Annotated in this window: 9 protein-coding genes, 7 tRNA genes and 3 rRNA genes; 6 read left to right on the forward strand and 13 right to left on the reverse strand. The window is 46.0% G+C overall.

Annotation, left to right across the window (positions count from 1 at the left end; genetic code table 11):
* Positions 1–33: 33 nt before the first annotated feature.
* Both mepA and fdhD read right to left on the reverse strand, forming a co-directional pair.
* Positions 34–864 (reverse strand): penicillin-insensitive murein endopeptidase, encoded by an 831-nt coding sequence (gene mepA / locus Q7674_RS18715; protein ID WP_080892225.1) that lies wholly within the window; start codon positions 862–864, stop codon positions 34–36.
* Between the two features lie 329 nt (positions 865–1,193).
* Positions 1,194–2,021: a formate dehydrogenase accessory sulfurtransferase FdhD gene (gene fdhD / locus Q7674_RS18720; protein WP_305423088.1), complete on the reverse strand. Its 828-nt coding sequence runs from the start codon at positions 2,019–2,021 to the stop codon at positions 1,194–1,196.
* Between the two features lie 102 nt (positions 2,022–2,123).
* On the opposite strand from fdhD, the gene fdnG reads away from it, so the two are divergent.
* From fdnG to selB, 6 genes are all read left to right on the forward strand, one after another.
* The gene (fdnG, locus tag Q7674_RS18725) at positions 2,124–5,138 is read left to right on the forward strand and encodes a formate dehydrogenase-N subunit alpha (protein WP_146146579.1); all 3,015 of its coding nucleotides are present in this window, start codon (positions 2,124–2,126) and stop codon (positions 5,136–5,138) included.
* A 3-nt stretch (positions 5,139–5,141) separates the two neighbouring features.
* Positions 5,142–6,014, forward strand: coding sequence for a formate dehydrogenase subunit beta (gene fdxH, locus Q7674_RS18730; protein WP_045064549.1), 873 nt, complete (start codon positions 5,142–5,144; stop codon positions 6,012–6,014).
* Entirely contained in the window at positions 6,014–6,649 is a 636-nt protein-coding gene (locus tag Q7674_RS18735) for a formate dehydrogenase subunit gamma (protein WP_045064551.1), read from the forward strand. The genes fdxH and Q7674_RS18735 overlap by 1 nt, the downstream gene beginning before the upstream one ends.
* A 97-nt stretch (positions 6,650–6,746) precedes the next feature.
* Positions 6,747–7,637, forward strand: a complete 891-nt coding sequence (locus tag Q7674_RS18740; RefSeq protein ID WP_045064552.1) for a formate dehydrogenase accessory protein FdhE — start codon at positions 6,747–6,749, stop codon at positions 7,635–7,637.
* Between the two features lie 13 nt (positions 7,638–7,650).
* Positions 7,651–9,114, forward strand: coding sequence for an L-seryl-tRNA(Sec) selenium transferase (gene selA / locus Q7674_RS18745; RefSeq protein ID WP_045064554.1), 1,464 nt, complete (start codon positions 7,651–7,653; stop codon positions 9,112–9,114).
* A gap of 15 nt (positions 9,115–9,129) precedes the next feature.
* On the forward strand, positions 9,130–11,052 hold the full coding sequence (gene selB, locus Q7674_RS18750; RefSeq protein WP_305423093.1) for a selenocysteine-specific translation elongation factor: 1,923 nt from the start codon (positions 9,130–9,132) through the stop codon (positions 11,050–11,052).
* A gap of 10 nt (positions 11,053–11,062) precedes the next feature.
* Here the strand turns inward: selB and Q7674_RS18755 are convergent.
* From Q7674_RS18755 to Q7674_RS18805, 11 genes are all read right to left on the reverse strand, one after another.
* Positions 11,063–11,157 (reverse strand) — tRNA-Sec (locus Q7674_RS18755).
* 106 nt (positions 11,158–11,263) lie between these two features.
* The gene (locus Q7674_RS18760) at positions 11,264–12,244 is read right to left on the reverse strand and encodes a sugar-binding transcriptional regulator (protein ID WP_045064557.1); all 981 of its coding nucleotides are present in this window, start codon (positions 12,242–12,244) and stop codon (positions 11,264–11,266) included.
* A gap of 601 nt (positions 12,245–12,845) precedes the next feature.
* Positions 12,846–12,922, reverse strand: a tRNA-Asp gene (locus tag Q7674_RS18765).
* 138 nt (positions 12,923–13,060) lie between these two features.
* Positions 13,061–13,176: ribosomal RNA gene (gene rrf / locus Q7674_RS18770) — 5S ribosomal RNA — on the reverse strand.
* An 85-nt stretch (positions 13,177–13,261) separates the two neighbouring features.
* Positions 13,262–16,151, reverse strand: a 23S ribosomal RNA gene (locus tag Q7674_RS18775).
* A gap of 336 nt (positions 16,152–16,487) precedes the next feature.
* Positions 16,488–16,563: transfer RNA gene (locus Q7674_RS18780), tRNA-Glu, on the reverse strand.
* 3 nt (positions 16,564–16,566) lie between these two features.
* Positions 16,567–16,642, reverse strand: a tRNA-Ala gene (locus tag Q7674_RS18785).
* Between the two features lie 24 nt (positions 16,643–16,666).
* Positions 16,667–16,742 (reverse strand) — tRNA-Val (locus tag Q7674_RS18790).
* Positions 16,743–16,771: 29 nt separating this feature from the next.
* A tRNA-Lys gene (locus Q7674_RS18795) sits at positions 16,772–16,847 on the reverse strand.
* A gap of 21 nt (positions 16,848–16,868) precedes the next feature.
* Positions 16,869–16,944 (reverse strand) — tRNA-Glu (locus Q7674_RS18800).
* Positions 16,945–17,044: 100 nt separating this feature from the next.
* Positions 17,045–18,596, reverse strand: a 16S ribosomal RNA gene (locus tag Q7674_RS18805).
* Together the 16S, 23S and 5S rRNA genes with 6 tRNA genes alongside form the textbook arrangement of a ribosomal RNA operon.
* Positions 18,597–18,777: the final 181 nt, after the last annotated feature.

Here is an 18,777-nt window from a genome sequence, read left to right on the forward strand (position 1 = left end):
TCTCGTTATTGGCGCTATATGCTGATAATTAGCTTAACTATCAATCACCACATGACACTGAGCGGGTAACACTGGCTTCGGTTTAGGCTTTGGCTTTACCGCAGGCTTATTTGAAGCTGGCTTTTGATAATCAGGTGACCATGACGCAAGCTCTTTACCACAACCATCACCCGGTGGTGGCGGTGTTTGTGGCTCACAGTATTGGCTACCTTCAGGACAATTTAAACGGACGTGAAAATGGTAATAATGCCCAAACCAAGGACGCACCTTACGCAGCCAGTCACGATCTTTCCACTTCGTCTTACAAAGCTGCTCTTTAATCACTGGGTGAACAAAGATGCGCGCCACACGATCATCACTTGCTGCTAATTGGATAAGCTGTGCTTGCTTAGTGCCCCAGTTCTTTTCAATGATCTTGTAGTTCTTTACGTCAACCATCGGCAGTGCAGATACACTTTTCAGTTGTTTTTGAGTTAATGGCTTTTCAGGAATGCGCAACCAAATATCAGCATCCAAACCTGTTTGATGGCTGGCATGGCCTGACGAGAAACGCCCACCACGAGGCATGGCAATATCGCCCACCAGCACATTACCGATTTTCAGTTGTTGTGAGGTTTTCATTAACTCTTTTAAGAAGGTGATCATTTCATGGTTACCGTAGTAACGACCACGCTCAGCGCGGATCACCTGATAACCTTCACCTTGCAGCGGAAGCATCTCTCCTCCCGCTAAACAACCATTGGCGTACGAACCAATTGATTTTGATTCACCCACAGTTGGTGTTTTTACTTTCTCCCATGGCGATGCCATCACACTAGTGCTTGATGCCACCAGTAACAATCCTGTCAAAATTTTCCCTAGCACACAGATATTCCTAAATTAGTGATAATAAACTGGATCATAGCTTATGCTTTTTCATGACTCCAATTAAATCCTGTTTTTTATCTCACTAATGAACAATTTTATCCCTACCACTATAACGATATATCTATCATTTAAATAAGAATGATTCTCTTATTCAATAAAAACTATAGGGTATTATTGGTTTATTTAAGTCAGTATTTGTTATTTTAACTTATTTAAATTAATTATTATCGGCGCAATTAAATATAAAAACATAAAAATTAAACTGTCGATAATCTTTATTTACAGATTTAAATAACCACCTAAATATTCAATTATAGGATTAAGATTTAATTTATTATTCTGTGCTTATGGGTATAAATTGTCGCACGCCCTTCTCGACAAAAACCAATTAATGTTAAACCTGACTCTTCTGCTAAGTTAATCGCTAATGCTGTCGGTGCTGATACTGCAAATAATATTTCCACCCCAACCGATGTGGCTTTTTGGATTATTTCATAACTTGCACGACTGGTAATTAAGATTGCACCATTGGTAAGTCGAGGATATTTTGCACGAGCACCAATTAACTTATCTAAAGCAACGTGACGGCCCACATCTTCATAGATAGCAGCTAGCTCGCCTTGCTCATTTAACCATACCGCAGCATGGGTACAGCAGATACGATTAGCGAGTTCCTGATGTTGATACAAAAACTTAAGAGACTGATTAATAATAGAAAGAGGCATTCTTTGCGTGTCAGGAACCTGCGTGACTGGCTTCATCGCTTGCTTTAAATGTTCGATCCCACATAGCCCACATCCAGTCCTACCCACCAGCTGTCGACGCTGCTCTTTAAGCATCATAAAAGGGCGATTTTGTAATTCGATATATACTTCAATGCCCTCTTTATTACTTTTTATATCAATATTTTTTATTTCTTTAATATTGTTAATGATTCTTTCAGATAATGAAAAGCCAATAGCAAAACTTTCAAGATGAGAAGGGGTCGCCATCATTACCACATGCGAAATACCATTATAAATAAGTGCAACGGGCACTTCTTCTGCTATAAAGTCTTCACATTCTATTTTTATTCCATTCTTATATTTAATTATTTCATGAACGGAATATTCCTGATGTTCTATATATTCATCAGTAATTAAACAACTGGACATTTATTATTTCACACAAAGATTTGACGATATTATATTCGCGCCTATAATAGCCAACCTCTTATGTAATACAATTCTTTTTTATAATAATTAGGTGAGTTGACTTTGAATATTAGTAGACGTCAATTATTTAAATTGTGCGCGGGAGCTGTCGCAACGACAACTATTGCCTCCCTTGCCACAATACCGCAAAAAGCTTGGGCGCAAGCTCGAGAATTTAAATTAACCGCAGCAAAAGAAACCCGTAATACGTGTTCTTACTGCTCGGTAGGTTGCGGAACATTACTTTATAGCACTGGCGCAGCAAACGGTAATATCAAACAAAAGGTATTCCACGTTGAAGGTGATCCCGATCATCCAGTAAGCCGCGGTGCATTATGTCCAAAAGGTGCCGGCCTAGCTGGTTTTGTTAACAGCGAACAACGTTTGAAATTCCCCGAATATCGCGCACCTGGTTCAGACAAATGGCAACGTATTTCATGGGATGAAGCATTCACCCGTATTGCCAAGTTAATGAAGCAAGACCGTGATGAAAACCTTGTTAAAACAAACGAACAAGGCACCACAGTTAACCGCTGGCTAACCACAGGTATGCTATGTGCTTCGGCAGAGAGCAACGAAAATGGTTGGTTAACACAAAAATTTGCTCGTGGTTTGGGCATGGTTCCAGTTGACACTCAAGCGCGTATTTGACACGGCCCAACGGTAGCAAGTCTTGCTCCAACATTTGGCCGCGGCGCGATGACCAACAACTGGGTTGACATTAAAAATGCCAACGTAATCCTTGTAATGGGCGGTAACGCAGCAGAAGCACACCCTGTTGGCTTCCGCTGGGCAATTGAAGCTCAAAAAACCAATAACGCTGAAATCATTGTGGTTGATCCACGTTTCACGCGTACAGCAGCAGTGGCTGATCACTATGCACCGATCCGTTCAGGTGCTGATATTGCTTTCCTATTAGGTGCGATTCGTTACCTGATCGCAAGCAGTCAAGTGAATCACGAATATGTGAAAGCCTACACTAACGCTAGCTTTATCGTACGTGATGATTACGAGTTCCACGATGGTCTGTTCTCTGGCTATGACGCCGAGAAACGTAAGTACGATCGTAGTAGCTGGTTCTACAAGCTAGACGATAACGGCTATGCAATGAAGGATGAAACCCTACAGCATCCTCGTTGTGTATGGAACTTACTGAAAGAGCACGTATCTCGCTACACACCTGATGTGGTTTCAAACATCACAGGTACCCCTGTTGATATGTTTGAACACGTGTGTAAAGCACTAGGTAGCACAGCAGCCGATAACCGTACTGCAACGATCTTGTACGCAACAGGTTGGACTCAGCACTCAAAAGGCGCTGAAAACATCCGTTGTATGGCAATGATCCAGTTGCTGCTCGGTAACATGGGTATGGCTGGCGGCGGTGTTAACGCCCTACGTGGTCACTCTAATATTCAAGGTATTACAGACCTTGGTTTGCTAGCACAAAGTTTGCCGGGTTACTTGAAGCTGCCATCTGATAAAGATGTGGATCTTGCAACTCACCTTAAGCACCACACACCAGTGGCACTTGAAGCGGATCAAACGAACTACTGGCAACACTACCCGTCTTTCTTCGTTTCATTACTGAAGTCGTTCTACGGTAAAAACGCCACCGCAGAAAACAACTTTGGTTACGACATGATGCCGAAGTGGGATCAAGGTTACGACATGCTTCGCGTCTTCGACATGATGAAGAAAGGCGAAATGAACGGTTACATCTGTCAAGGTTTCAACCCTGTTGGCTCGATGTCTAACAAACAGAAATCATTGGATGCGCTATCTAAGTTGAAATACTTGGTGGTGATCGATCCACTTGCGACAGAAACCTCGACTTTCTGGCAGAACAAGCCAAACGTAAACGAAGTGGATACCAAGAATATCCAAACGGAAGTGTTCCGTTTACCTTGTGCATGTTTCGCTGAAGAAGATGGCACCATCGTAAGTTCAGCGCGCTGGTTACAGTGGCACTGGAAAGCGGCTGATATGCCGGGAGAAGCGAAAGGTGATGCTGAGATCTTAGCGGGTATCCTCTTGAAGATGCGTGAAATGTACCAGAAAAATGGCGGTACATACCCAGATCCTATCCTATCGCTGGATTGGAGCTATGCGATCCCTGATGCGCCAAATACCAAAGAATTAGCGCAAGAGCTTAACGGTAAAGATGCTAACGGCAATCAACTATCTAGCTTTGCTCAGCTAAAAGCAGATGGCTCTACCACTGCAGGTTGTTGGCTATACACAGGTAGTTGGACTCAAGCGGGTAACCAAACTGCTCGTCGTGATAACAGCGATCCATCCGGTTTAGGTTTAGCGCCAAACTGGGCATGGTCTTGGCCTGCTAACCGTCGTGTGCTGTACAACCGTGCATCAACACGTCCTGATGGTAGCCCTTGGGATAAATCACGCACGCTAGTTGAATGGAATGGTAGCAAGTGGGTTGGCCCTGATGTGCCTGACTTTAATGCGAAATTGCCACCATCAAGCAATGCAGGTCCATTTATCATGCAACCAGAAGGCGTAGGTCGTCTATTTGCGTTAGATAAAATGGCAGAAGGTCCGTTCCCTGAGCACTACGAACCATTTGAAACACCGATTGGTACCAACCCATTACATAAGAATGTGGTATCCAACCCAGCGGCGCGTATTTTCAAAGACGATCTTGAGCAGCTTGGTCAAAAAGAGCAGTTCCCATTTGTCGGTACAACTTACCGCTTAACGGAGCACTTCCATACCTGGACCAGCCACTCACACTTCAACGCTGTACTACAGCCAGAGCAGTTTGTTGAGATCGGCGAAGGTCTAGCGAAAGAGCGTGGCATTAATAATGCTGACATGGTGCGTGTAACGTCTAAGCGTGGCTTCATTGAAGCAAAAGCCTATGTGTCTAAACGTATTCGCCCACTACAGGTTAACGGTCAAGCCGTACATACCGTTGGTATCCCAATTCACTGGGGTTACGAAGGTGATACGAAGCCTGGTTATCTTGCTAATACGCTAACCCCAGATGTGGGTGATGCGAACTCGCAAACACCAGAGTACAAGGCATTCTTGGTTAACGTGGAAAAGGTGAAGTAAGCCATGGGTATGGAATCACAGAATATTATTCGTAGTTCTGCGACATCATCGCTAACGCCTTCACCAGATGCGCGTAAACGCCAAATTCAGGTCACAAAGCTTATCGATGTAACGTGCTGTACTGGCTGTAAAGGCTGTATGGATGCGTGTAGCGAATGGAACAACTTGCGCGGCAAAGTAGGTACTTTTGAAGGTAGTTACCAAAATCCGCCAAATACAACCGCTGAAACATGGACCACTATCCACTTCAAAGAAATTGAAGAAGATAACAAGTTCAAATGGTTATTCAGCAAACACAGCTGTATGCACTGTTCTGATCCTGGCTGTTTAAAAGCCTGTCCAGAGCCTGATGCTATCGTGCAATACGAAAACGGTGTTGTCGATTTCAACTCTGAAAAGTGTGTCGGTTGTGGCTACTGTATTGCTGGTTGTCCGTTTGATATTCCACGCATGAACCCAGTCGATAACCGTGTTTACAAGTGTACTTTGTGTCTTGATCGCCTACAGGCAGGTCAAGTGCCTTCATGTGCGAAAACCTGTCCTACAGGTGCACTACGTTTTGGTGAGCGAGAAGAAATTCTTGAATACGCTAACCAACGTGTTGCAGCGCTGAAAGCAAAAGGTCACAAAAATGCTGGCGTGTATAACCCAGCAGGTGTCGGCGGTACTCACGTGATTTATGTGTTGCACGATATCACCGATCCTGAGCGATACGATCTACCTAAAGATCCAAAGATCAGTGAAACCGTGAAGCTATGGAAAGACGATGTGAAGCCGCTAGCTGCCGCAGGTCTATTCGGTACATTAGCACTTGCTGCTGTGCACCGTGTCACTGTAGGTCGTAGCCGTGTCGCTGAAGAAGAAGGAGATGAATAATGAGTTTGAATAAAACGATTTTACGTCATAAGCCTTTAGATCGCGTGGTGCACTGGACTGTCGCACTATCAGGTATCTGGACGTTATTGTCTGGTTTATCTTTTATGTTCGCACCATTGCACTTCCTTAGCTATGTCTACGGTTCGCCGCAACTTGCTCGCATCTTGCACCCATTCGGCGCAATTGTGATGACAATCGGCTTAGCTTTCTTAGTTGTTCGCTACTGGAGCCATAACCACTTTGAAAAAGGTGATCTCCAGTGGATGCTGAAAGTGAAAGACGTGCTGACTGAGAACGAAGAAAACGTACCAGAAGCAGGGCAATACAACGCAGGTCAGAAGATGATCCTACGTCAGTTCATTGCTTGTGCGGTGTTATTACTCGTGACAGGTCTGATTGCATGGCGTGCTTACTTTGCAGGTTACTTCAGCATCGACATTGTGCGTATTGCACTGATTGTTCACTCAATCACAGCGGTTGTATTTGCCCTTAGCCTGATCATCCATGTTTACATGGCGTACTGGGTAAAAGGCTCAATCGACGGCATGTTAGAAGGCAAGGTGTCCCCTGCTTGGGCGAAGAAACACCACCCTCGTTGGTTCCGCGCTATTACCAGCGGTAAAAACCAACACTAACAGCACTGTAAAAAGCGATAAGCCAATGTTTATCGCTTTTCATTCCTATACCAACCAAGGGCAACTTTGGTTGGTATTCTTGTACTTGGAAAACAGCATGAGCGTAAAAATTCTCGATAAAAACACGATAGTTAAACAAAACAGCGATGGTTTTACCCCACTCATCATCGGTGATCCTGCAACCATTTTTTCAGCACGTGCCGCACGTTTGCGTGAACTTGCTAAAGACTCTTTTATGGCAGATTACCTCCTTGTTGCGGGTCAAATTGTGCAACTCCAAGCGCAACTAGCAGAAGACTTCGCAGCACCAGTGGCGCAATTTGTTCAAACTCACGAGCTTGCTTGGCCGCTAACCCTAAACAGTGACTGGTTCCCGCTATTAGAACAAATGCTGGCACAGTTAAGCACCTCACTACGCCTTGTTGCCTCTGATGATATTGTGAAAATTATCGATGCGATTAATGAGCTTGATAGCGACACTCTACACCATTACTTCACAGCACTTCAGCACAACCAATCTGAGCGAGTACCAGCTGATCTTGCGATCATCCTTTTCGCCTGTATCAATACTTTCACTAGCCTAATGGTGAAAACCACCGCACTTGAATGGCAACCAGAGCCAAATGTAAAACAGCATACCTGTCCATTATGTGGTGGCGCGCCTGCTGCCAGTATGATCAAAGGCAGCGGCCATCGTTACTTACATTGCAGCCAGTGTGAAGCCGAGTGGCATCGCCTACGTGCAGAATGTACCCAATGTGCTGACGGTGAGAATATTCAGCTACAAAGTGAAACCCTAGAAGATGCGGTACGTGCCGAAACATGTGGTCACTGTCATAGCTATCTGAAGATTTTATTTTTAGAAAAACAACCAAACCTTGATCCTATCGCAGACGACCTTGCGACATTAGTGCTAGATCAGAAGTTAAGCCAGAGCGAATTATACCGTAATGGATTTAACCCATTCCTTTTACCACTAATGCAGTAATGCCGAGTTTGATATGACAGCCCAAGCACTCTACGCCCATTTACCTAGTGTTGATCTGATTTTAAATCATCAATCACAACAAGCCTTGATCAACCAATACGGCAAAGAGCATATCACCGCCCTTGTTCGTCAGTTACTCGACCAAGCCCGTGATAGCATCAAACAGCAACAACAATTGCCACTATGGTTAAGCCTAAATGAGTGTGACGGGCTGGCGCTGACACAACTAAAACAGCAACGTATTACCTTGTTCTCAGAGCAATTAGCGCAAGTCGCACAACCGCTGGGATCTAAAGGACAACGCCGTGCATTTAACTTAACCGGCACTATCCTACACACCAATTTAGGTCGTGCTTTGCAAGCAGAAGCGGCGATCAAAGCGGTCACTGATGTCATGCGTTTTCCGTCAACCTTGGAATATTCACTACAACAAGGTAAGCGTGGTCACCGAGATCACGCCATTAGTGAACAACTTCAACAGCTGATTGGCTGTGAAGATGCCTGTTTGGTCAATAATAATGCTGCTGCCGTGCTACTGATGTTGGCAAGTTTAGCCAACGGTAAAGAAGTGATTGTTTCACGCGGTGAATTAGTTGAAATTGGTGGCTCGTTCCGTATTCCTGATGTCATGCGCCAAGCGGGATGTCAGTTAGTCGAAGTCGGCGCAACAAACCGTACTCATTTGAAAGATTACCAACAAGCGATCAATGAAAACACCGCATTACTGATGAAAGTACACACCAGCAATTATATGATCCAAGGCTTTACTAGCGCGGTATCTGAAGCGGAGTTATGTGCACTAGGACGTTCAATGCAGGTGCCAGTGATCAGCGATTTAGGTAGCGGCTCATTAATCGATTTAGCTCAATACGGACTGCCAAGCGAACCGATGCCACAAAAGATGCTCCAAGATGGCATTGATTTGGTGAGCTTCTCTGGTGACAAACTATTGGGCGGTCCACAAGCTGGGATCATTGCGGGTAATGCAGATCTGATAGCACAATTACAACACCATCCTCTAAAACGTGCCCTTCGCTGTGACAAAATGACCTTAGCAGCGCTTGAGGCAACACTGAATTTATACCGTCATCCTGAGCGTTTACCTTGTGATCTACCCACTCTTTCCATGCTTACTCGCAGCCTTGATGCCCTTACCGATTTAGGTCAGCGTCTGATACCTCACTGTCAGCAACTGGTTGGTCAGCATTTCACCGTCTCTGTGATGCCTTCAATGGGGCAAATTGGCAGTGGTGCACTACCCACCGAACAGCTTGAATCTGTCGCATTGTGTTTCAGCGTTAACAATAATCAAACATCTCAAACGCTTAATGATCTTGCGGATCTTTTAGCAAGCGGCGAGATCCCAATTATCGGTCGTATCCACCATAACAGACTGTGGTTATGCCTGCGTGGGATCAGCCATGAACAAGACTTTATCGCTCAGCTTGCGCAACTTTCACTTACCCATAACGAATAACCAATAACGCCACTTATGATAATCGCCACAGCTGACCATGTTGATCATGGTAAAACCCATTTACTGCAAGCCTTAACAGGCACCAATGCCGATCGTTTACCTGAAGAGCAAAAACGTGGGCTTACCATTGATTTAGGCTATGCGTTTATGCCGTATTTATCGGCTACAACACAGCAACAAGAAACTCTCGGGTTTATTGATGTTCCCGGCCATGAGAAGTTTCTTTCTAATATGCTAGCGGGTGTCGGTACAGCCCATCATGCAATGTTAATTGTTGCTGGTGATGAAGGCATGATGGCGCAAAGCTATGAGCATTTAGCGATCCTACGTTTACTGGCAATGGATAGCTTAACCGTGGTGATCACCAAATCCGATCTCACCACAGTAGAGCAACAACAGCAGCTAGAAGCACAGCTCACTCAACTCTTATTTCAGCAAGGCTTTACCGAGCCGCAGATCTTTCACTGCTCAGCGTTTACTGGGGATGGTATTGACGTACTTAAAGCTCACTTGATCGCTTTAGCAGACAATGAAAGACAGCAACAAAATGATTTAGGCTTTCGCCTTGCTATCGATCGTGCTTTTCATGTCAAAGGGGCAGGTTTAGTTGTTACAGGTACCGCATTAAGTGGCAATATTGCTGTTGGTGATAGCTTACAATTTGTCAGTCACCACAAGTTAAAACAAGGCCAAACACAGACTAAAACCGTGCGCATAAAAGGCTTACATGCACAGGGGAAAACAGCACAAACGGCGACGGAAAACCAGCGTGTGGCAATGAATATTGTCGGTGATATTGATAAACAGGATCTTAATCGTGGCGATTGGTTAGTCGAGATTGCACCCAATACAGTGATTAATCGTGTAGCAGTTGCACTAACAGCCAATACCAATATTAAACACTGGCAAACGGTGCAGGTTTTCCATGCTGCGACCCACACTACAGGCCGTATTGCGCTTCTTGAAGCTGATGAAGTCAAAGCTGGTAATTCTGCACTAGCTGAAATTACTTTCGATAGCCCACTGTGTTTAGCTGAGCAAGATCGCTTATTACTGCGTGATCCTGCCTTAAAAACAAATCTTGGTAGTGGTTTGGTAATTGATTTACTGCCGCCTAATCGTGGTAAGCGAAAACCCGATCGTTTAGCTTATTTAACCCAGCGCGCGCCCCTTAATGCGCCTAAAGACATCATCGCCTTTAAACTAGCCAATAAACCGCAATCTATCAGTGAATTAACGTGGCAACATCAATGCTCTAATATCGAGCAAGTAGCTTGTGATCAAGTTGATAATGAGATCAGCCAATACGGTGATTTCCTTTGTACTTCTACCTATCAAGCACAACTACAGCATCTAATCATTGAAAAGCTCGCCCAATACCACCAGCAAGAAAACGATCATATTGGTTTGGGTAAAGATCGCTTATATCGCATCGCTGCACTCAATCAACCGACGGCTATTTTCAATGCCCTTTTAACGCAGTTATTAGCACAGCAAATTATTATCAATACCCGAGGTTGGTTACACCTTGCTAGCCACCAACTTCAGCTAACTGAACAAGAACAAAACTACTGGATCTACGTTGCACAAATGATGCAAACCAGCCAAGAGCCTTGGTGGGTTCGCGATCTTGCCAATGCGTGCGATATTGATGAAGACGAACTACGTACACTTAGCTATAAACTGGCACAACTGGGTTATATCTCTGCCATCGTGAAAGATCGTTATGTTACTCATGAGTATTTAATTCACATCGCCAATGCAGTACGAAAACATATCGAGCAGAACCAAAAACTAGAGACGGCAGATTTTAGAAACCTAAGCCAATTAGGGCGCAAGGTAGCGGTACAAATATTGGAATACTTAGACAAGATTGGATTTACAAAAAGAAAGTTTAATTACCGCGAACTGCGAGATGAAGATTTACTGAAAGGATAAACAAACAAAGTGGCGGAAGAACATAGGAGTCGAACCTACCCAGGACTGCTGGCAGCCCTACCCGGATTTGAAATCCGGACGCATCACCGGATACGCCGTTCTTCCTCATTTGTGTGACGTATTTTATGCGTTAAAGGTATGGTTATCAACTGCTATCGCTCAATTTCAGGGATAGCAGTTGTTTTTTAAGATCAACTGATTAAATATCAAACTACTTCATTTGCTGATCTAAATTTAGGATCGTTAAGGCGTTACTTACGCTAGTTGCAAGCACATCAACCACCCCCGAACGCAATGCGCCTAATAGTGCTAAGGCTTTACTATTTTCTGCGGCAACTACTACCACCGTTGGAATATGACGCAACTCTTCCATGGTTAAACCAATGACACGATCGCTCATCATGGTATCAGCTTGTTTACCGTGACTATCAAAAAAGTCATAACCTGCAATATCACCGACCACGCCTTTACGAATACGGGCTTCAACAATCTCTTGTGGAGTAAACCAACCTAACTTCACCATATGGCTGTTTTCATTCATATCACCGACACCAACTAACGCCACATCAGCACGACGTGCACGATCTAACGTCTCTTTAACTGTGCCGTTTTTCATGAAGGCTTCTTTTACCACAATGTCTTCAACATACGCTGGGGCATACAAGGTTTCACTGATGCCATCGTATTTTTTCGCTAACTGACGACAAATATGATCGGCATTAATCGCATTACCTGAGCGGTGAGTACCACCAATACCACACACAAAACGACATTTACGGTGCGGCACAACTCCCACATGGCTAGCAATCGAGGCAATGTTACGTCCCTGACCGACCGATACCACCATATCATCAGTGAGGGTTGCAGTAAGGTAGCTTGAAACTAAACTCGCCACTTGCTGACGTTGGGTTTCATCATCAGGCTGATCAAGTGCTACTAATGCGCGTTTTAGATTAAAGCGCTCAATCAGTTGTTGCTCTAACTTTTCACTAAATACAGGGTGGTATTTGACGGTGATTTCCACCACCCCCTCTTCACGAGCACGGCGTAGTAAACGCCCCACTTTAGCGCGAGACATACCAAAACGCTGAGAGATCTCTTCTTGAGTCGCACCATCCTGATAATAAGCAATGGCGATCTCAGTCAGTAAATCGCTATCTACATGGTTACTGTCAGTGCTGCTTGTACTCATTATGGTGCCCTTTATATGGATGAACGGGAATATTCTATCACTGAGAAGAACAAAGCAATACAGACTAAACTCTCACATTTATACCTGTACACCTTTCACTCATAAAAACAGCACAAAAGTGAACGTGTTTTTTACCACCTGTAGGCTTATGTCTAAAATCAAACATAACCAACTGATATAAAAACACTTAATATTGCGTACAGCTTTTTACCTTATGTATACCAAAAGCTAAAAAGGCTGCTCAAACAAAACTCGTTGCTCGAAGAGTAAGTTTATTCTATATACAAAAAGAGCTCTGTATGTCTATTGAGGCCTTAAATAAGGTCACGGAACAAAGATAAGAGTCGAACCGTTACTGACATTCAACTAAGATCTCAAATAAAAAAGCTAATCTACTTAACGGCTTAGATACTTAATATATTAACGCAAAAAAGCCCCGCTATTTATAGCGAGGCTTCTTAATAAGTGACAAAACGGTGGAGACACCTAGTCCGGGCTTGCGTTCATTGGACTCACAAACGAGCGGGACTCATTGCTCGAAGAGCAAGTTTATTCTATATACGAAAAGACCCCAGCATTTCTGCTGAGGTCTAAAATAAAGTGGCGGAGCGGACGGGACTCGAACCCGCGACCCCCGGCGTGACAGGCTGGTATTCTAACCAACTGAACTACCGCTCCGACTAACATGGATGTTCTAATATCGCGAAGCCATGGGTGGCTAAGAGCGATAACACCACATGCGATATCCATAGTTCAAATAGATATCTATTTTTTTGCTTTCAGATTTTTCTTAAAAATCTGAAGACAGAAATTAAAGCCTGGCGATGTCCTACTCTCACATGGGGAGGCCCCACACTACCATCGGCGCTATTACGTTTCACTACTGAGTTCGGCATGGGATCAGGTGGATCCATAATGCTATAGTCGCCAAGCAAATTCGTTACAATCTTGAAAAGCTGATTCTCAAACACACGTTCAAGTGTTCTTGGAGTCCGAATAAAACCCCTTGGGTGTTGTATGGTTAAGCCTCACGGGCAATTAGTATCGGTTAGCTCAATGCCTCACAGCACTTACACACCCGACCTATCAACGTTGTAGTCTTCAACAACCCTTTAGAGACCTTAAAGGTCTAGGGATGACTCATCTTGAGGCTCGCTTCCCGCTTAGATGCTTTCAGCGGTTATCGATTCCGAACTTAGCTACCGGGCAATGCGTCTGGCGACACAACCCGAACACCAGCGGTTCGTCCACTCCGGTCCTCTCGTACTAGGAGCAGCCCCTCTCAATCATCCAACGCCCACGGCAGATAGGGACCGAACTGTCTCACGACGTTCTAAACCCAGCTCGCGTACCACTTTAAATGGCGAACAGCCATACCCTTGGGACCGACTTCAGCCCCAGGATGTGATGAGCCGACATCGAGGTGCCAAACACCGCCGTCGATATGAACTCTTGGGCGGTATCAGCCTGTTATCCCCGGAGTACCTTTTATCCGTTGAGCGATGGCCCTTCCATTCAGAACCACCGGATCACTATGACCTGCTTTCGCACCTGCTCGAATTGTCATTCTCGCAGTCAAGCGGGCTTATGCCATTGCACTAACCTCACGATGTCCGACCGTGATTAGCCCACCTTCGTGCTCCTCCGTTACTCTTTGGGAGGAGACCGCCCCAGTCAAACTACCCACCAGGCACTGTCCGTAACCCCGATAAGGGGCCAACGTTAGAACATCAAGCATACAAGGGTGGTATTTCAAGGACGACTCCATAACCGCTAGCGCGATTATTTCACAGTCTCCCACCTATCCTACACATGTAGGGTCAATGTTCAGTGCCAAGCTATAGTAAAGGTTCACGGGGTCTTTCCGTCTAGCCGCGGGGACGCAGCATCTTCACTGCGATTTCAATTTCACTGAGTCTCGGGTGGAGACAGCGTAGTCATCATTACGCCATTCGTGCAGGTCGGAACTTACCCGACAAGGAATTTCGCTACCTTAGGACCGTTATAGTTACGGCCGCCGTTTACCGGGGCTTCGATCAAGAGCTTCGACCGAAGTCTAACCCCATCAATTAACCTTCCGGCACCGGGCAGGCGTCACACCGTATACGTCATCTTTCGATTTTGCACAGTGCTGTGTTTTTAATAAACAGTTGCAGCCACCTGGTATCTGCGACTCCCGGCAGCTTAGAGAGCAAGTCTCATCACCGCTAGGAGCGTACCTTCTCCCGAAGTTACGGTACCATTTTGCCTAGTTCCTTCACCCGAGTTCTCTCAAGCGCCTTGGTATTCTCTACCTGATCACCTGTGTCGGTTTGGGGTACGATTTCTTATAATCTGAAGCTTAGAAGCTTTTCCCGGAAGCATGGCATCAATGACTTCGTCACCGTAGTGACTCGACATCGTATCTCAGCCTTAAGATGGTCCGGATTTTCCTAAACCATCAGCCTACATACTTGGACCTGGACAACCGTCGCCAGGCTCACCTAGCCTTCTCCGTCCCTCCATCGCAATTATAAGAAGTACGGGAATATTAACCCGTTTCCCATCGACTACGCCTTTCGGCCTCGCCTTAGGGGTCGACTTACCCTGCCCCGATTAACGTTGGACAGGAACCCTTGATCTTCCGGCGAGGGAGTTTTTCACTCCCTTTATCGTTACTCATGTCAGCATTCGCACTTCTGATACCTCCAGCATGCCTTACAGCACACCTTCAACGGCTTACAGAACGCTCCCCTACCCAATGTGCAAAGTACATTGCCGCAGCTTCGGTGTATAGCTTAGCCCCGTTAAATCTTCCGCGCAGGCCGACTCGACCAGTGAGCTATTACGCTTTCTTTAAATGATGGCTGCTTCTAAGCCAACATCCTGGCTGTCTGAGCCTTCCCACATCGTTTCCCACTTAGCTATAACTTTGGGACCTTAGCTGGCGGTCTGGGTTGTTTCCCTCTTCACGACGGACGTTAGCACCCGCCGTGTGTCTCCCGGATAGTACTTACTGGTATTCGGAGTTTGCAAAGGGTTGGTAAGTCGGGATGACCCCCTAGCCTTAACAGTGCTCTACCCCCAGTAGTATTCGTCCGAGGCGCTACCTAAATAGCTTTCGGGGAGAACCAGCTATCTCCGAGTTTGATTGGCCTTTCACCCCTAGCCACAAGTCATCCGCTAATTTTTCAACATTAGTCGGTTCGGTCCTCCAGTAAGTGTTACCTCACCTTCAACCTGCCCATGGCTAGATCACTCGGTTTCGGGTCTAATCCTAGCAACTCATTCGCCCAGTTAAGACTCGGTTTCCCTACGGCTCCCCTAAACGGTTAACCTTGCTACTAAAATTAAGTCGCTGACCCATTATACAAAAGGTACGCAGTCACCCAACAAGTGGGCTCCTACTGCTTGTACGTACACGGTTTCAGGTTCTATTTCACTCCCCTCACAGGGGTTCTTTTCGCCTTTCCCTCACGGTACTGGTTCACTATCGGTCAGTCAGGAGTATTTAGCCTTGGAGGATGGTCCCCCCATATTCAGACAAGATAACACGTGTCCCGTCCTACTCGTTTTCACTGATAATGCATTGTCGGTTACGGGGCTATCACCCTGTATCGCAGAACTTTCCAGAACTTTCACCTAACGCAAAACTAGCTTAAGGGCTAATCCGGTTTCGCTCGCCGCTACTACCGGAATCTCGGTTGATTTCTCTTCCTCGGGGTACTTAGATGTTTCAGTTCCCCCGGTTCGCCTCGTGCTGCTATGTATTCACAACACGATACTTACTTATGTAAGTGGGTTTCCCCATTCGGAAATCCCAGAGTCACAGGTTTTTACTACCTTCTCTGGGCTTATCGCAAGTTAATACGTCCTTCATCGCCTCTGACTGCCAAGGCATCCACCGTGTACGCTTAGTCACTTAACCATACAACCCCAAGAGGTTTCGCTCTTAGTTTTCACTTAAAAAGTGAAATAAGTTGGTCAAACAACCAAGGTTTATGTCTAACACTTCGATCAAGAAAGTATTAAACGTTGGTTTTTCGCCGGACTCATTATTTGTCTTCACTTTAAAAAAGTGAAAGCAAACAACAGACACTTGAATGTGTTTGTTTTTGAGAACTCGTTTTCATCTTTCGATGAAAACTATAAATCAATCTATTCGATTGAATTTACTAGTCAGCTTTCCAGATTGTTAAAGAGCATTGTGTTTATCGTTAAATAACCACTTTTTAAAGACACTCAAGAGAATGCGTTTAAAGAGTGGCGTCCCGTAGGGGAGTCGAACCCCTGTTACCGCCGTGAAAGGGCGGTGTCCTAGGCCTCTAGACGAACGGGACACATGGTGGAGCTAAGCGGGATCGAACCGCTGACCTCTTCGCTGCCAGCGAAGCGCTCTCCCAGCTGAGCTATAGCCCCAACTTTTACTTCTTAGGGAAGAAGTGGTGGGCGATACCGGGCTCGAACCAGTGACCCCCTCCTTGTAAGGGAGGTGCTCTCCCAACTGAGCTAATCGCCCTCCGATGTTTTACATCTTCGAGGAGAAGATGGTGGGTCGTGCAGGATTCGAACCTGCGACCAATTGATTAAAAGTCAACTGCTCTACCAACTGAGCTAACGACCCAATTTGCACTTCAAAGAGAAGTGGCGTCCCGTAGGGGAGTCGAACCCCTGTTACCGCCGTGAAAGGGCGGTGTCCTAGGCCTCTAGACGAACGGGACAATGTTCGTACTTAATGTTGTTGGGCAACATTAAGTGGCTCTCTTACATTTTAACCAAGCAATCTGTGTGGACACTGCATTTAAACAGTAAGTCTTTAGGTAAGGAGGTGATCCAGCCCCAGGTTCCCCTAGGGCTACCTTGTTACGACTTCACCCCAGTCATGAACCACACCGTGGTAAACGCCCTCCCGAAGGTTAAGCTATCTACTTCTGGTGCAGCCCACTCCCATGGTGTGACGGGCGGTGTGTACAAGGCCCGGGAACGTATTCACCGTGGCATTCTGATCCACGATTACTAGCGATTCCGACTTCATGGAGTCGAGTTGCAGACTCCAATCCGGACTACGACGTACTTTCTGGGATTCGCTCACTCTCGCGAGTTGGCAGCCCTCTGTATACGCCATTGTAGCACGTGTGTAGCCCTACTCGTAAGGGCCATGATGACTTGACGTCGTCCCCACCTTCCTCCGGTTTATCACCAGCAGTCTCCCTGGAGTTCCCACCCGAAGTGCTGGCAAACAAGGATAAGGGTTGCGCTCGTTGCGGGACTTAACCCAACATTTCACAACACGAGCTGACGACAGCCATGCAGCACCTGTCTCAGAGCTCCCGAAGGCACCAATCCATCTCTGGAAAGTTCTCTGGATGTCAAGAGTAGGTAAGGTTCTTCGCGTTGCATCGAATTAAACCACATGCTCCACCGCTTGTGCGGGCCCCCGTCAATTCATTTGAGTTTTAATCTTGCGACCGTACTCCCCAGGCGGTCTACTTAACGCGTTAGCTCCGAAAGCCACGGCTCAAGGCCACAACCTCCAAGTAGACATCGTTTACGGCGTGGACTACCAGGGTATCTAATCCTGTTTGCTCCCCACGCTTTCGCATCTGAGCGTCAGTCTTTGTCCAGGGGGCCGCCTTCGCCACCGGTATTCCTTCAGATCTCTACGCATTTCACCGCTACACCTGAAATTCTACCCCCCTCTACAAGACTCTAGTCTGCCAGTTCAAAATGCTGTTCCGAGGTTGAGCCCCGGGCTTTCACATCTTGCTTAACAGACCGCCTGCATGCGCTTTACGCCCAGTAATTCCGATTAACGCTCGCACCCTCCGTATTACCGCGGCTGCTGGCACGGAGTTAGCCGGTGCTTCTTCTGTAGGTAACGTCAAACAATGCCGCTATTAACGACACTGCCTTCCTCCCTACTGAAAGTACTTTACAACCCGAAGGCCTTCTTCATACACGCGGCATGGCTGCATCAGGGTTTCCCCCATTGTGCAATATTCCCCACTGCTGCCTCCCGTAGGAGTCTGGACCGTGTCTCAGTTCCAGTGTGGCTGATCATCCTCTCAGACCAGCTAGGGATCGTTGCCTTGGTGAGCCATTACCTCACCAACAAGCTAATCCCACCTGGGCTAATCCTGACGCGAGAGGCCCGAAGGTCCCCCTCTTTGCTCCGAAGAGATTATGCGGTATTAGCTATCGTTTCCAATAGTTATCCCCCACATCAGGGCATATTCCCAGGCATTACTCACCCGTCCGCCGCTCGCCGCCCTTAACGTTCCCCGAAGGTTCAGTTAAGTCGCTGCCGCTCGACTTGCATGTGTTAGGCCTGCCGCCAGCGTTCAATCTGAGCCATGATCAAACTCTTCAATTAAAGTTTTGTTGGTCTTCCGACCGACTCAATGAATACTGTTAATTCATCATAAATGATGAATGAATTGACTGTGCTGTTCCCCCTCTTTATATAAAGAAGCGAATCAAATTGGTCACTAGTATCATTGATAAATCTTTTTGACTAATCATTCAACGAGTGCCCACACAGATTGCATGGTCAA

Origin of the sequence: Photobacterium leiognathi, assembly GCF_030685535.1 — a bacterium.
In the GTDB taxonomy this organism is placed as follows: Bacteria; Pseudomonadota; Gammaproteobacteria; order Enterobacterales; family Vibrionaceae; genus Photobacterium; species Photobacterium leiognathi.

Excerpts from the sequence above, each read along its gene's own strand:
- fdhD (WP_305423088.1), bottom strand. The coding sequence starts at position 2,021 with ATGTCCAGTTGTTTAATTACTGATGAATATATAGAACATCAGGAATAT.
- fdxH (WP_045064549.1), top strand. The coding sequence starts at position 5,142 with ATGGGTATGGAATCACAGAATATTATTCGTAGTTCTGCGACATCATCG.
- Q7674_RS18735 (WP_045064551.1), top strand. The coding sequence starts at position 6,014 with ATGAGTTTGAATAAAACGATTTTACGTCATAAGCCTTTAGATCGCGTG.
- Q7674_RS18740 (WP_045064552.1), top strand. The coding sequence starts at position 6,747 with ATGAGCGTAAAAATTCTCGATAAAAACACGATAGTTAAACAAAACAGC.
- selA (WP_045064554.1), top strand. The coding sequence starts at position 7,651 with ATGACAGCCCAAGCACTCTACGCCCATTTACCTAGTGTTGATCTGATT.
- selB (WP_305423093.1), top strand. The coding sequence starts at position 9,130 with ATGATAATCGCCACAGCTGACCATGTTGATCATGGTAAAACCCATTTA.
- Q7674_RS18760 (WP_045064557.1), bottom strand. The coding sequence starts at position 12,244 with ATGAGTACAAGCAGCACTGACAGTAACCATGTAGATAGCGATTTACTG.